At 63.4% G+C, this 13,826-nt stretch carries 12 protein-coding genes; 6 read left to right on the plus strand and 6 right to left on the minus strand.

All coding sequences use genetic code 11. From position 1 onward, the window contains the following. Positions 1-157 precede the first annotated feature (157 nt). Entirely contained in the window at positions 158-1,189 is a 1,032-nt protein-coding gene (locus CKW09_RS11645) for a Mal regulon transcriptional regulator MalI (protein WP_061795609.1), read from the plus strand. Here CKW09_RS11645 and CKW09_RS11650 read toward each other — a convergent pair. Continuing rightward, positions 1,186-2,079 (minus strand): LysR family transcriptional regulator, encoded by an 894-nt coding sequence (locus tag CKW09_RS11650; protein WP_181907835.1) that lies wholly within the window; start codon positions 2,077-2,079, stop codon positions 1,186-1,188. The two genes, CKW09_RS11645 and CKW09_RS11650, sit on opposite strands and share 4 nt — an antisense overlap. Before the next feature lie 192 nt (positions 2,080-2,271). On the opposite strand from CKW09_RS11650, the gene ampC reads away from it, so the two are divergent. Beyond that, positions 2,272-3,408, plus strand: coding sequence for a class C beta-lactamase (gene ampC / locus CKW09_RS11655; RefSeq protein ID WP_061795610.1), 1,137 nt, complete (start codon positions 2,272-2,274; stop codon positions 3,406-3,408). Positions 3,409-3,444: 36 nt separating this feature from the next. Here ampC and CKW09_RS11660 read toward each other — a convergent pair whose 3' ends face one another. Then, positions 3,445-4,344, minus strand: a complete 900-nt coding sequence (locus tag CKW09_RS11660; protein ID WP_095097340.1) for a LysR family transcriptional regulator — start codon at positions 4,342-4,344, stop codon at positions 3,445-3,447. A gap of 102 nt (positions 4,345-4,446) precedes the next feature. Here CKW09_RS11660 and CKW09_RS11665 point away from each other — a divergent pair, with 102 nt between their 5' ends. Then, positions 4,447-5,601: a serine hydrolase domain-containing protein gene (locus CKW09_RS11665; protein WP_095097343.1), complete on the plus strand. Its 1,155-nt coding sequence runs from the start codon at positions 4,447-4,449 to the stop codon at positions 5,599-5,601. Positions 5,602-5,634: 33 nt separating this feature from the next. Here the strand turns inward: CKW09_RS11665 and CKW09_RS11670 are convergent, their stop codons facing one another. Further along, positions 5,635-7,158 (minus strand): YdgA family protein, encoded by a 1,524-nt coding sequence (locus tag CKW09_RS11670; protein WP_061795613.1) that lies wholly within the window; start codon positions 7,156-7,158, stop codon positions 5,635-5,637. A gap of 142 nt (positions 7,159-7,300) precedes the next feature. Continuing rightward, complete coding sequence (manA, locus tag CKW09_RS11675) at positions 7,301-8,479, minus strand: mannose-6-phosphate isomerase (protein WP_095100132.1); 1,179 nt, start codon at positions 8,477-8,479, stop codon at positions 7,301-7,303. A gap of 315 nt (positions 8,480-8,794) precedes the next feature. Between manA and fumC the strand changes: the two genes are divergently transcribed. The 3 genes from fumC to CKW09_RS11690 all read left to right on the plus strand — a co-directional run bounded on the left by fumC (position 8,795) and on the right by CKW09_RS11690 (position 11,397). Further along, positions 8,795-10,192 carry a class II fumarate hydratase gene (fumC, locus tag CKW09_RS11680; RefSeq protein ID WP_095097346.1) on the plus strand — a complete coding sequence of 466 codons (1,398 nt, stop codon included), beginning with the start codon at positions 8,795-8,797 and terminating at the stop codon, positions 10,190-10,192. Positions 10,193-10,251: 59 nt separating this feature from the next. Beyond that, positions 10,252-10,941 (plus strand): helix-turn-helix transcriptional regulator, encoded by a 690-nt coding sequence (locus tag CKW09_RS11685; protein WP_061795615.1) that lies wholly within the window; start codon positions 10,252-10,254, stop codon positions 10,939-10,941. Positions 10,942-11,028: 87 nt separating this feature from the next. Beyond that, a complete protein-coding gene (locus CKW09_RS11690) occupies positions 11,029-11,397 on the plus strand; it encodes a VOC family protein (RefSeq protein ID WP_061795616.1) in 369 nt (122 codons plus the stop codon). Here the strand turns inward: CKW09_RS11690 and tus are convergent. Both tus and CKW09_RS11700 read right to left on the minus strand, forming a co-directional pair. Next, positions 11,387-12,325, minus strand: coding sequence for a DNA replication terminus site-binding protein (tus, locus tag CKW09_RS11695; RefSeq protein WP_095097349.1), 939 nt, complete (start codon positions 12,323-12,325; stop codon positions 11,387-11,389). The two genes, CKW09_RS11690 and tus, sit on opposite strands and share 11 nt — an antisense overlap. Before the next feature lie 154 nt (positions 12,326-12,479). After that, a complete protein-coding gene (locus tag CKW09_RS11700) occupies positions 12,480-13,748 on the minus strand; it encodes an MFS transporter (RefSeq protein WP_174524338.1) in 1,269 nt (422 codons plus the stop codon). Positions 13,749-13,826 lie beyond the last annotated feature (78 nt).

The following is a 13,826-nucleotide window of genomic DNA, read 5'->3' on the forward strand; positions in this document are numbered from 1 at the left end:
ACGTTTTACCTAGCAAAAATGCGCCGCGAATCACAATTCCGGCGCAGGATTTGCGGCGACAATGTCGGCGCCAGTAAATCGTTTTACTGGCCAAACAGGTTCGGTATACCATGGGTTATCAAGGCGCAGTTTGCCCAGGATCGGGTTCGCAGAGGCTATGACCATCAAAAAGATCACTATCACCGATGTCGCGCAACAGGCCGGCGTCTCGGTCACCACGGTTTCGCTGGTGCTGAGCGGCAAGGGACGCATTTCACCGACCACGGTGGAACGGGTGAATCAGGCGATCGAAAGGCTGGGTTACGTGCGCAATCGCCAGGCGGCGACGCTGCGCGGCGGCGAATCGGGGGTGATCGGCCTGATCCTGCGCGACATTTGCGAGCCCTTTTACGCGGAAATGACCGCCGGGCTGAGCGAGGCGCTGGAGGCGCACGACAAGGTGCTGTTCCTGACCCAGAGCGGGCGCGACGGCCAGGGGCTGATGCGCTGTTTCGACAGCCTGTTGGCGCACGGCGTCGACGGCATGGTGCTGGCGGGCGGCATCCGCTCGGCCGGCGGGCTGAAGGAGAAAGCCGCCGAGCAGGGGGTGCCGTTGGTGTGCGTGGCGCGCTCCAACGGCCTGGACGAAGTGGACGTCGTGCGCCCGGACAACATGCAGGCGGCCAAAATGGCCACCGAATTCCTGATCAAGCGCGGCCACAGCCAGATTGCCTACCTCGGCGGCCAGAGCGATTCATTGACCCGCGCCGAACGGCTCGGGGGATTTTGCGCCACGCTGTTGCAGTATGGTTTGCCGTTTCGCAGCGACTGGATCGTCGAATGCGACTGCCATCAGCGCCATGCGGCGGAAGCGGCGGAAAATCTGCTGCGTCAGCACCCGAACGTCAGCGCCATCGTGTGCCATAAAGCCTCGGTGGCGCTCGGCGCTTATTTCGGCATCGTGCGCAGCGGCCGCAGCATCGGCTCGGAGGGGGTCGACGCCTATTACGGCCAGCAGGTGGCGCTGATTGGCTTTGGCGACGTGCCGGAGGCCGAACTGACCGAACCGCCGCTGACCTTCGTTTCCAGCTCGGCGCGCGAAGTGGGGCGCAGCGCCGCCACCCGGTTGCTGCAGCGCATCGCCGACGCCGATTTGCCGCCGCAAAACGTCATTTTGCCGCCGACGCTGATCCGGCGCGGCTCCGCTTAGCCCCCCTCCAGCTCCTCTTCGGCCTGCCGACGCAGCCAACCGACGAACGTCTTCATCGCCGGGGTCAGATCGCGCGATTTCAGGTAGGTCAGCCAATAGGCGCCGAGGCCGGCTTCGGCGGCGAACGGCCGCTGCAGCAAGCCTTCCCGCAGCTCGCGGGCAAACATGCGGGCGGGGGCCAGGGCCACGCCGCCGCACTGCATCGCCCCTTCCACCATCAACCGGGACGAGTCGAACACCGGCCCGTTGATGCGCCAGGGCGCCACCTGGGCGGCGGCGAACCAGCGCTCCCATTCATCTTTGCGGTAGGTGCGCATCAGCAGCTCGCGTTGCAGATCCTGCGGGCGCTGCAGCCGCGCGGCGACCGCCGGCGGGCACAGCACGGTCAGGGGCGCGTCGAACAGCTTCAGGTTATGGGTGGCGGGCCACAGCCCCTCGCCGAAGCGAATGGCGAAGTCCATGCCGTCGGCGGACAGGTTGACCAGGTTGTTGTTGGTCAATACCCGCAGGTCGATAAACGGATGCGCCTCTCTGAACGCCGCCAGCCGCGGCATCAGCCAGCCGACGGCAAAGGTGCCGACCACCGCCACCGTCAACACCTCGTGGAAATGCCCCCCCTCAAATTGCTGCAGCACCGACTCGATGCGGTCGAAGGCGTCGCTCAATACCGGCAGCAGCGCCTGGCCTTCTTCGGTCAGATCCAGGCCGCGCGGCAGGCGACGAAACAGCTGAATGCCCAGCTGTTCCTCCAGCGCGCGCACCTGTTGGCTGACGGCGGCCTGGGTAACGCTCAGTTCCAGCCCGGCGCGGGTAAAGTTCAGGTGGCGGGCGGAGGATTCGAATGCCCGCAGGGCGTTGAGGGGAAGTCGGTTGCGCATCGGATTGGCCATAAGTTTTTCTTTATGCTGGCTGAAATTATTATCGCTTGTCAACCCGGCGTCAAACCCCGATATTTTGCGCATCGTTTGCGTAATAGCGCAATCGGCGAGGGAACTACACCATCATCCAGGGACGCGCCGCTGTAGAATGACAATAAAATCTTTTGTCATCGGCCGGTATCCTGCAACCAAAGAGCTTCTATCATGACGAAAATGAACCGCCTGGCGGCCGCGTTGCTCGCCGCACTGATCCTGCCGGCCGGCCACGCCGCCGAAAAACAGGATATCGACGCCATCGTCCGGCCGCTGATGAAAAAGTACGGCGTAGCGGGCATGGCGATCGCCGTGACGGTCGACGGCCGGCAGCAGTTCTATCACTATGGCGTGGCGTCGAAGCAGACCGGCCAGCCAATCACCAACCAAACGCTGTTCGAAATCGGCTCGCTGAGCAAAACCTTCACCGCCACGTTGGCGTCCTATGCGCAGCAGCAGGGGAAGCTGTCGTTCAGCGAACCGGCCAGCCGCTATCTGCCGCAGCTGCGCGGCAGCGCGTTCGACGGCGTCACGCTGCTGAACCTGGCGACCCACACCTCCGGCCTGCCGCTGTTCGTGCCGGATGACGTCACCAACGACGCGCAGCTGATGGCCTATTACAAAAACTGGCGGCCGCAGCAGCCGGCGGGCAGCGTCCGGGTGTATTCCAACCTCGGCATCGGCATGCTGGGGATGATCACCGCCAAAAGCCTCGACCAGCCGTTTGCTCAGGCAATGGAGCAGGGGCTGCTGCCGGCGCTGGGCATGAGCCACACCTATATCCACGTGCCGGCCGATCAGATGGCCAATTACGCCCAAGGCTACGACAAGGAAGACAAACCGGTGCGGGTCAATCCCGGCCCGCTGGACGCCGAGTCTTACGGCATCAAATCCAACGCGCAGGATCTGATCCGCTATCTGGACGCCAATATGCAGCAGGTCAAGGTGGCGGATAAATGGCGCAGCGCGCTGGCCGCCACCCACATCGGCTATTACAAGGCCGGGGCGTTCACTCAGGATCTGATGTGGGAGAACTACCCGTATCCGGTGGAGCTGGCGCGGCTGACCGAGGGCAACAACGCCGGCATGATCATGAACGGCACCCCGGCGACCGCCATCACGCCGCCGCAGCCGGAACAAACCGCCGGCTGGTATAACAAGACCGGCTCGACCGGCGGCTTCTCGACCTACGCAGCGTTTATCCCGGCCAGGAAGATCGGCGTGGTGATGCTGGCCAATAAATGGTTCCCCAACGACGATCGCGTTGCGGCGACCTACCGCATCGTTCAGGCGCTGGATAAGCGCTGATTGTTGCACGCCCAGGGGCGCCAGCCCCTGGGCCGTTCACTGCCGTTCGCGCATTTCGCGCATAAAGTCGATAAACACCCGCAGCTTGAGCGGCAGATGGCGGCCGGCGGGGAAATAGAGGTAAAATCCCGGCGCCTCGCTGGCGCACTCTGCCAGCAGCTCCACCAGTTGCCCCTGTGCCAGCTCGCGCAGCACCGTGCCGTGAAAGCGCTGGGTGATGCCCATACCCGCCAGCGCCGCGTCCTTGAGCAGGCGATCCTCGTTGAAAATCAGTTTGCCGCTGACCTCCAAAGCCCGCTGTGCGCCGCCCAGGTTGAAGTACCAGGGCTCGAGCTTGCCGCTGCCCGGGAAGCGATAGCGCAGGCACGGGTGTTCGGCCAGCGCTTCCAGTGTTTGCGGTGCGCCGCGCTGCGCCAGATAAGCCGGCGAGGCGACCAGCACCCGCCGCTGGCCGTTGTCGATCGGCACCGCCACCATGTCTTTTTGCAGCATGGCGTGCATGCGAATACCGGCATCGAAGCTGCCCAACACCAGATCGGAAAAGTGATCGTCGGTAAACAGTTCCAGCTGCACCTCGGGGTAGCGACGCTGAAACTCCGCCAGATGCGGCATCACCAACAGCGAGGCGGCCAGCTGCGGCAGGGTAATGCGCAGCAGGCCGGCCGGCTGAGCGCGCAGGGCGCGCACGTCGTCCGCCGCCACGTCTATCTGGCTCATGGCCGGAGAAACCCGTTGGTAAAAGATGCGCCCCTCGTCGCTGAGCCGCACCGAACGGCTGGTGCGATGAAACAGCCGCACGCCCAGCCGGCTTTCCAGCGCCTGAATATTTTGCGACACCGCCGGCGGCGTTACTCCCAACTGATTGGCCGCCTGGGTGAAGCTGCCCAGGCGCGCCACCGCTTCAAAGAACGGCAGCAGCTGCAACAGTGAACTCATGGATTGATAACCCGTGCTTAATGATGCATTAAATTATGGACTATTTTATTTTACGGTCACCCCTTTAGACTGATTTAACTTCCCCTTCAGAGAGTAAAAATCATGTCGGCAGAACAGCAGTCATTGGCACAACGGATAACGACGGCCAGCCAACGGGCCATCGCTGAGGGCCGCATCGTGGGCAGCGTGGTATTGGTCGCCCGGCGCGGCGAAACGGTTTTCGCTTCCGCCTGCGGCTATGCCGATCGCGAGCAACGGCGGCCGATGCGGCGCGAAACGCAGTTCCGGCTGTCGTCGGTGTCCAAACCTTACGCCACGCTGGCGGCGATGCGCATGATTGAACAAGGCCGGCTCGGCCTGGACGATGCGGTCAGCGATTGGCTGCCGTGGTTCACCCCGGCGCTGGCCGATGGCCGGCGGCCGGAAATTAAAATCCGCCACCTGCTGAGCCATACCGCCGGATTGGATTATCGCCTGAATCAGCCGGCCGGCGGCGACTACCACCGATTGGGGATCAAAGACGGCCTGGAGCTGTCCGCGCTGTCGCTGGAGCAGAACCTGCGGCTGTTGGCGCAGGCGCCGCTGCTGGCGGCGCCGGGCAGCGCATTCAACTATTCGCTGGCGATCGACGTGCTTGGGGCGGTGCTGGAGCAGGCGGCGGACGAAACGTTGCCGCAGCTGTTCGAACGCTGGGTGGCGCAGCCGCTGGGATTGGGCAATACCGGGTTTTATACCCGGGATGCGGATAACCTGGCGACGGCGTATTACAACACCGCCGGGGGGCCGCAACGTCTGCGCGACGGCCAGCGGGTGGCGTTGCCGGAAGGGTTCGGCGCCGACGTGGAGTTTCAACCCTCGCGCGCCCTCAACCCAAACGCCTATCCATCCGGCGGCGCCGGCATGGTGGGAGACGCCGATGACGTGCTGCGGCTGGTTGAAACGCTGCGCAACGGCGGAGAGGGGATCCTGCAGCCGGAAACCCTGGCATTGATGCGCAGCCCGCACGTCGGGCCAGAGGCGCAAACGCAGGGGCCGGGCTGGGGCTTCGGCTTTGGCGGCGCGCTGCTGGTGGATGAGCGGCTGGCGACCACGCCGCAGCGTGCGGGGACCATGACCTGGGGCGGCGTCTACGGGCACAATTGGTTTTGCGATCCGCAAGAAGAACTGAGCGTGGTGGTCTTAACCAACACCGCCTTCGAGGGGATGTGCGGTTTGTATCCGCAGCAGATCCGCGACGCGGTGTATCGGACCAGATAGAAGCAGGGGCCCGAAGGGGCCCCTGAAGAGAGATTACTGTGCCGGAGCCGGAACGGCGTCCTGCGCCGGTGCGCCTTCTTCCGCCGGCGCGCCCAACAGGCCGAACATGCCGATGAACTCCTGCAGCGACATCTTGTTGCCGTTCAGATCGACCTGATTGTCGGCGTAGTGGAAGCTGCTGCCGATCACGCCGTCTTTCTGGGTGGTCAGTTTGAACATCTGGCCCATTGCCGCCAGCCCTTGCACCTGCTGTTGCGCCAGCTTCTGCGCGTCTTGCGCATTGTAACCCTGCAGCAGCGCGGTCTGCGCCGTGGTTTCGGTCGCCATCGCCACCGGAATGGTCAGATTGGCGTCCAGCTTTTTAACCGACCGGGCAAGCAGCTGGTCCGGCGATTCGGCCGGGGAGCCGGCCTGCGCCGGATCGGTCAACGCCAGATCGAGGGTGAAGCTGCTCTCGCCCTTGCTGTTTTTCCAGCTCAGCGGGGCGATGCTGACGGTTGGGTTGCCTTTCAGCAGCAGCGGCAGATTCTGCAGCAGAATGTCGGTGGTCTGCTGCTCGTAGGCGGCCGGATCCAGGCTTTGGCCCTGTTGCAGCATCGCCATGGTCTGCTGGTTGTAACGATCGGCGAATTCTTTCAGCGATTTACCGTCCAGCCGGTCGATTTTCAGCGTCAGTTTGCCGGCGCCGAAATCGTTGCCCTGCACCTTCAGCGCATCCATGGTGTAATCGACCTGGCCACCGATGTTGCTGCCGGTTTCACCGAACTTGCTCACCAGGTTGAAGCCGTCCAGCGCGACGGTGTCTTTACCGTCGACCGCCACCTTGAATTGCTTCATGGTCAGGGTCTGGTCGCCGAGGTTGACGTCGAACTGGCTGGCGTGGCTGGTGCCTTTCAGGTTTACGCCCTGGAAGCTGATCTGCTCGGTCTGGCCGAATTCGTTCGGGCCGCTGAATACCGCGCTGTCGCTGCTGGCGTCCAGGGCGATGGCTTTCATGTCGCTCGAAACGTCGGCGTTGATGGTGGCGCCGCTGAATTTCAGCGCGGACTTGTCTTGCTGGTATTCGAGCGGGATCACGTCGATCGCCGACGAGGTATCGCCGCTGTAAGAGATGCGCGAATCGGCGGTAAACAGCGATTTGCCTTTGGTGATGTCAAACAGCTTTTTCACCGCCGGGGTGTTTTCCATCTCGGTATGCACCGACGCCATGCTCGGCAGCAGGTTGAATTTTTTCAGCTGTGCGAAGGGGAACGGGCCGTGATCGATGGTTTCCAGGAAGGCCACTTCGTCGCCCGGCTTCAGCGCCGCGTCGTCGGTGGTCACGCTGCCGTCGGCGCGCAGCACATAGCGGATTTGACTGCTGAAGACGCCGCGCTGGTAGTTCTCGTAACCCAGCTTGACCCCGGCCTTCGGCAGGTAGACCTTCAACTGGCTGTTGGCGTTGTCAACCACTTCGCCCATCCGTTGTTCGATCAGTTTGCCGGTGTACCAGGAAGCCCCGGTCCATGCTGCGCCAAGAACCACAATGACGCTGACAGCGACTAACGATTTTTTCATAGTTCTGTTCATCCTTTATTAACCCCTCGGTCTGTTGCCGAGGGCTGGGCAAAGTAGGGCCAACAAAAAAACGCCCGCAGGCGTTCAATTGTGAAGGTAACCCTCTCTTTCAGCAACCAATTTTCAGAAATTTACCGAGAGATCACGACAGCTGGTTGTAAACCCGCGCGAGACGGCCGCTGCCGCTGCAGCTGACGGGCGACTCAAATGCGCCGATAAAGCAGGACTCGCCCGGCTTCAGCACCAGCTGCTGCCCCGGTTTCTCCAGCGTCGCCTCGCCGTCAACGCAGAAAACGATCGCCGCGCTGTTCTGCGCCAGGGTCTGCGGCACTGCGGAAAGATCGTGCAGCGAGAAGGCGAAATCCTCTACCGGGATCGGGAAGAACAGCTCGTCGCCGCGCCGTTCCGGCTGGGTCAGCAGGCCGGACGCCGGCTGCGGGCGGAACTGCAGGTTGGCCAACAGCTCCGGAATATCGATGAATTTCGGCGTCAGACCGGCGCGCAGCACGTTATCCGAATTGGCCATCACTTCCAGCGCCACGCCTTTCAGGTAGGCGTGCGGGGTTTCGGCATACAGGAACATCGCTTCGCCCGGCTCAAGCCGCACCACGTTCAGCAGCAGCGGCGCGAACAGCCCGCTGTCGTCCGGATAGAAACCGGCGATAAAGCGCAGGGTGTCCCAGGGTTCGCCCTGCTGGTTGTTCAACGCGGCTTTCAGCACCCCGAGCGCCAGCGATTTTCGCTCGCCGCTCATCGCCAACAGGCTGGCGAACAGGCTGGCCAGGTGGGCGGTGTCCGGTTGCTGCAGGAAGGCGGCGATATCATGGTGCGCGCCGGCGATCGGTTGCAGCAGGGCGACGATATCGGCCAGCTCGCGGAAGCCGTTCATCGCCAGAAACGGCGTCAGGGCGAACACCAGCTCCGGCTTATGGTTGGGGTCTTTATAGTTGCGCTCCGCCGCATCCAGCGGCACGCCGGCGGCGTTTTCTTTGGCGAAGCCGGCGACGGCGGCGCTTTTGCTGGGGTGCACCTGAATCGACAACGGCTGATCGGCGCACAGGACTTTGAACAGGAACGGCAGCTCGCCAAAGCGGCCGGCGACCTCGGCGCCCAGCAGTTTCGGCTGGTCCGCATCGATCAGATCGCGCAACGATTGCAAGCCGCCGTCGGCGCCCGGCACGCGGGAAGGGCTTTTCGGGTGAGCGCCCATCCACAATTCGGCCATCGGCTGGCGGTTGGGATTGGCGATGCCGTAGAGCCGTGTCAGCGCGTCGTGGCTGCCCCAGGCGTAGTTTTGCACCGAATTGGTCATTTTTTGCATCTTGGTCAACATCCTTTGCATTCGCCGAGTAACTGGCTGATTTTATACGGTTAAAAACATAACCTGCAAGCAGCCATCATACCCCGTTTCCGCGGCGGTGAAGCGGGGCGCGATCAAATAATGGGTTCAGCGCAGTATAGCCTGATAGCGAGCCTCTCAAAAGTCAGGCGGCGGATGATCATTATGTGCCTGGTCCGACGTAAAACTCTCTTAATGCGAATAATTATTATGTCACTATACTGGTTGAGCGTGCCGACGGGCGTGAGCGCGTTGGCGTAACCCTGCATTCCGAGACCTTATGCTAAGGAGACAGTGATGGCCGCCGTTCGTATTGAAAAAGACTCCATGGGACCCATCGAAGTGCCGGCCGACCGGCTATGGGGGGCGCAGACCCAGCGCTCTCTGGCGCATTTCCGCATTTCCAGCGAGAAAATGCCGACCGCGCTGATCCACGCGCTGGCGTTGACCAAGCGCGCCGCCGCCGCCGTGAATATGGATTTGGGCCTGCTGCCGACCGAACGCGGCGACGCCATCGTCAAGGCCGCCGATGAGGTGCTGGCGGACCGGCACGCGGACGAATTCCCGCTGTCGATCTGGCAAACCGGCTCCGGCACCCAGACCAACATGAACATGAACGAGGTGTTGGCCAACCGCGCCAGCGAACTGCTGGGCGGCGTACGCGGCGAAGAGCGCAAGGTGCACCCGAACGACGACGTCAACAAGAGCCAAAGCTCCAACGACGTATTCCCGACCGCCATGCACGTGGCGGCGGTGATCGCGCTGCGCGAACACCTGATCCCCGAGCTGAAGGTGCTGCACAAAACGCTGAGCGACAAGGCCGAAGCCTTCCGCGATATCGTTAAAATTGGCCGCACCCACCTGCAGGACGCCACGCCGCTGACGCTGGGCCAGGAAATTTCCGGCTGGGCGGCGATGCTGGAGCATAACCTGAAGCATATCGAAGCCGGCATCCCGCATATCTGCGAGCTGGCGCTGGGTGGCACCGCGGTCGGCACCGGCCTGAACACCCACCCGGAATACGCGGTGCGCGTCGCCAAAGCGTTGGCGGATCTGACCCGGCAGCCGTTCGTTACCGCCCCCAACAAATTTGAAGCGTTGGCGACCTGCGACGCGCTGGTGCAAGGCCACGGCGCGCTGAAAGGGCTGGCGGCCTCGCTGATGAAGATCGCCAACGACGTACGCTGGCTGTCCTCCGGCCCGCGCTGCGGCATCGGCGAGATCTCGATCCCGGAAAACGAGCCGGGCAGCTCCATCATGCCGGGCAAGGTAAACCCCACCCAGTGCGAAGCCATGACCATGCTGTGCGCCCAGGTGCTGGGCAACGACGTTGCGGTCAATATCGGCGGCGCCTCCGGCAACTTCGAGCTGAACGTGTTCCGTCCGATGGTGATCCACAACTACCTGCAGTCGATTCGCCTGCTGGCCGACGGCATGCAGGGCTTCAACGAGCACTGCGCGGTGGGGATCGAGCCGAACCGCGACCGCATCACGCAGCTGTTGAACGAATCGCTGATGCTGGTGACCGCGCTCAACACCCACATCGGCTACGACAAGGCGGCGGAAATCGCCAAGAAGGCGCATAAGGAAGGGCTGACGCTGAAGGCCGCCGCGCTGAAGCTGGGCTATCTCACCGAAGAGCAGTTCGCGCTGTGGGTGCGGCCAGAGGATATGGTCGGCAGCATGAAGAAATAATTGCTTGCCGGCGCGGAGAAGGGCTTACTGAGGTAAGCCCTTTTTTATGGAGAAATCGGATGTCACGCACTCAGCGCTTGCTCGATCTGATGCAGCTGCTGCGCCGCCGCCGTTACCCGGTGGCCGGCCATGCGCTGGCGCAGGAGCTGGGGATCAGCATGCGCACCCTGTACCGCGATATCGCCACGCTGCAGCAGCAGGGGGCGGAGATCGCCGGCGAGGCGGGCGTCGGTTACGTGCTGCGCCCGGGGTTCACGCTGCCGCCGCTGATGTTCTCGCAGCAGGAAATCGAAGCGCTGGTGCTCGGCATGCGCTGGGTCAGCCGGCGCGGCGACAGCCAGCAGGCCGCGGCGGCCGACAACGCGCTGGCTAAAATCGCCGGCGTGCTGCCGGCGGCGCTGCGCGAGGAGCTGGACGCCAGCACGCTGCTGATTGGCCCGGTGCCGGCGCCGGAAGTGGCGGACGATATCCGGGTGCTGATCCGCGAGGTTATCCGCCAGGAGCGCAAGCTGGCCGTGCGCTATCTCGATTTGGCGGGCACCGCCAGCGAGCGCACGCTGTGGCCGTTCGCGCTCGGCTATTTCGAACAGGTTCAGGTGCTGATCGCCTGGTGTGAACTGCGCCAGGCGTTTCGCCATTTTCGTCTCGATCGCATCGGCCAGGCCACGCCGTTGGCGCAGCGTTATCCGCGCGGGCGCCGCCGGTTGCTCAAGGAGTGGCGAGAGAGCGAAGGCATCGGCGCGCAGTAATCGCTGCTGCCAAAAACTGTCAGCGGGGCGGCGTAGCCTGCGGTTATCGGGAACCGGCCGGTTCCCCTCAGCCAGAAGGACTTTCTGATGACCACTCCCGGCATGATTATTCTGTACGTCGACCACCCGCAAAACAGCGTCGCCTTCTACCAGCGGCTGCTGGGCCAGGCCCCGGTGGAGCAGTCCGCCACCTTTGCCCTGTTCGTGCTGAACAACGGCTTCAAGCTGGGGATGTGGTCGAGACAGGGGGTAGAACCGGCGGCGACGGCCGGCGGCGGCGGCGGGGAAATCTGCTTTATGTGCGAGCAGCCGCAGCAGGTGGATGCGCTTTATAACCGGTGGCGTGAAATGGGGCTGACCATCGCCCAGGCGCCGCGAGAGCTGGATTTCGGCTACAGCTTTGTGGCGCAGGATCCGGACGGCCACCGCCTGCGGGTCTATACCCTCAGCGAGTAGGGGCGTCGGTATACAGGTGCAGGCGCGGCACCAGCAGCCGCAGCGGCCGGGCGTCCGGCTTGTAGCGGTGCTTTACCGCCGCGGCGTCGTAGTCGAGCAGCTCGCCAATCTTCGGCACCGCCGCGCCGTTTTCCACCTGGCACAGGGCGATCAGCGGCAGCGGGCAAGGGTGTTGCACCTGCTTTTGCTGTTGCTGGTACCACACCCGGGCGATCGGCTGCACCTTCACCGGCCGCTTGATCTTCAGCGTCGCGTGTTGCGGCAGGCGGCCGACGTCGTCGATTTCCCGGCTGACCAGCGCGGCCCACTGTTCGCGAGTATGCGGCGGCACCGCCCGGCCGGCCTTCAGGCTTTTCTCCAGCTGCGCCAGGACATCGTCGCGTTTGACGTTCTTGATGACGTGCTTGTTGGCCCAGCCGAAGCGCACCGAGTCCGGGTTGGTGAGCAGGGTGAGGGTGCGGTAAGCGCTGAGCGTGATCAGACCGTGCAGATGCGTATGCACAAACTCGAAACGCTGCTCGGGCGCCAGGCCCGACTCCAGGGTGATAATCTGTTCCAGCTCGCCCTTCAGTCGGTTAATCAGCGCGATTTGCGCCTGCAGCGCCCGGTATTCCGGCGGCTCCACCGCCAGGCACATCACCCCGGGCAGGCGCACCGCGGCCTTGCTGCTGAGATTCTGCCGATGGTGATGGATAAACAGCCGCTGGTAGTGCTCCAGCGCCAATGCCCGCGCCGCCTGGCCGAGGTGTTGCTCGACGGCGATGCGCTCGATGGCCTGGTGCTCCTGGCCTTTCTCGATTTCCGGCAGGCTGAACACCCGCGCCGCCAGCAGGCGCAGCGGCGCGATCTGCTGCTGCAGCGCGCCCAGCGCCTGTTCCAACTCATTGAAGCAGGCGTTCATTCGGCCAATTAAGTCGTGCTTACCCATTTCTCACCTCCATTTTAGTTACAACATACTCTATGGGAATGGCAAACGGAAGGGCAACATCGGCAAACGGGGCGGCGGCGGCCCCGGTGCGGTCCAGGCTCGGCAGGGGAACATTGGCGAAGGCCCCCTCGCGCGGGAGGGGGCGGAGATGGCGTCAAACGCGCGCCGCTTCCGGCAGGCGTTTCAGGTAGTGCACCACCAACAGGGCCAGCAGCAGCATCAGGCTGATGAACGCCACCACGCCGTTCCAGCCGAAGCTGTGCCAGAACACGCCGCCGAGCGTGCCGGCCACGCTGGAGCCGACGTAATAGCAGAACAAATACAGCGACGAAGCCTGGCCCTTGGCGCGGCGCGCACGTCGGCCGATCCAACTGCTGGCCACCGAGTGGGCGGCGAAGAAGCCGGCGGTGAACAGCATCATGCCGATAAATATCACCGGCACCGGCGCCAGCGCGGTGATCAGGATGCCGATCAGCATAATGATGATGGAAGCCAGCAGCACCGGGCCGCGGCCGAAGCGCGAGGTCAACGCACCGGCTTTTGGCGAGCTGTAGGAGCCGGTGAGATACACCACCGACAGCAGGCCGACGATGGCCTGGCTCAGATGGTAGGGGTCCGCCAGCAGGCGATAGCCGATATAGTTGAACAGGGTGACGAAGCTGCCCATCAGCAGAAAACCTTCGGCGAACAGCAGCGGCAGCCCCTTATCGTGCCAGTGCAGCTTGAAATTGATCAACAGGGTGCGCGGCCGCAGAGAGCTGGCGCGAAAATGCCGCGAGGCCGGCAGGATGCGCCAGAACATGCAGGCGGCGGCCAGGGCGAACAGGCCGATCACCCCCAGCGATACGCGCCAGGAAAAGAAGTCGGTCAGCACCCCGGTGACCAGGCGGCCGCTCATGCCGCCGATCGAGTTGCCGCTGATATACAGCCCCATCGAAAAGGCGACGAAGCTCGGGTGGATCTCTTCGCTCAGGTAGGTCATGCCGACCGCCGCCACGCCGCTCAGCGAAAGGCCGATCAGCGCGCGCATCAGCAAGATGCCGTGCCAGCTGGTCATAAACGCGCAGATCAGCGTGCAGACCGCCGCCAGCAGCAGCGCCACCACCATCACCGATTTGCGGCCGATGGCGTCGGACAACGGGCCGGTAAACATCAGCCCGAGCGCCAACAGGCCGGTGGACACCGAGAGCGACAGGCTGCTTTCCGCCGGCGAAACGCCAAAGTCCTGCGACAGCACCGGCAATATCGGCTGCACGCAGTACAGCAGTGCGAAGGTCGCCAGCCCGGCGGAGAACAGCGCCAGCGTCACGCGCATAAACTGCGGCGTGCCGCGTTCAATGTAGGGAAGTTTATTGTTGAGGGTGGAACGTTTCGCTTTTGGCGCAGCGGCCGCCTCATCATTGGCGGCCAGCGTCGACGGCATCACGGCCGCAGAACGCACGGGGGTTGTCACAGCGTTTCCTTACCGAACTTCGGGAGAGATAACAGACGGGTTTGAATT

The sequence above is a fragment of the Serratia ficaria genome (genome assembly GCF_900187015.1).
Lineage (GTDB): Bacteria > Pseudomonadota > Gammaproteobacteria > Enterobacterales > Enterobacteriaceae > Serratia > Serratia ficaria.

Excerpts from the sequence above, each read along its gene's own strand:
- CKW09_RS11645 (WP_061795609.1), top strand. The coding sequence starts at position 158 with ATGACCATCAAAAAGATCACTATCACCGATGTCGCGCAACAGGCCGGC.
- CKW09_RS11665 (WP_095097343.1), top strand. The coding sequence starts at position 4,447 with ATGTCGGCAGAACAGCAGTCATTGGCACAACGGATAACGACGGCCAGC.
- CKW09_RS11700 (WP_174524338.1), bottom strand. The coding sequence starts at position 13,748 with ATGCCGTCGACGCTGGCCGCCAATGATGAGGCGGCCGCTGCGCCAAAA.
- CKW09_RS11650 (WP_181907835.1), bottom strand. The coding sequence starts at position 2,079 with ATGGCCAATCCGATGCGCAACCGACTTCCCCTCAACGCCCTGCGGGCA.
- CKW09_RS11660 (WP_095097340.1), bottom strand. The coding sequence starts at position 4,344 with ATGAGTTCACTGTTGCAGCTGCTGCCGTTCTTTGAAGCGGTGGCGCGC.
- fumC (WP_095097346.1), top strand. The coding sequence starts at position 8,795 with ATGGCCGCCGTTCGTATTGAAAAAGACTCCATGGGACCCATCGAAGTG.
- CKW09_RS11670 (WP_061795613.1), bottom strand. The coding sequence starts at position 7,158 with ATGAAAAAATCGTTAGTCGCTGTCAGCGTCATTGTGGTTCTTGGCGCA.
- manA (WP_095100132.1), bottom strand. The coding sequence starts at position 8,479 with ATGCAAAAAATGACCAATTCGGTGCAAAACTACGCCTGGGGCAGCCAC.
- tus (WP_095097349.1), bottom strand. The coding sequence starts at position 12,325 with ATGGGTAAGCACGACTTAATTGGCCGAATGAACGCCTGCTTCAATGAG.
- CKW09_RS11685 (WP_061795615.1), top strand. The coding sequence starts at position 10,252 with ATGTCACGCACTCAGCGCTTGCTCGATCTGATGCAGCTGCTGCGCCGC.
- ampC (WP_061795610.1), top strand. The coding sequence starts at position 2,272 with ATGACGAAAATGAACCGCCTGGCGGCCGCGTTGCTCGCCGCACTGATC.
- CKW09_RS11690 (WP_061795616.1), top strand. The coding sequence starts at position 11,029 with ATGACCACTCCCGGCATGATTATTCTGTACGTCGACCACCCGCAAAAC.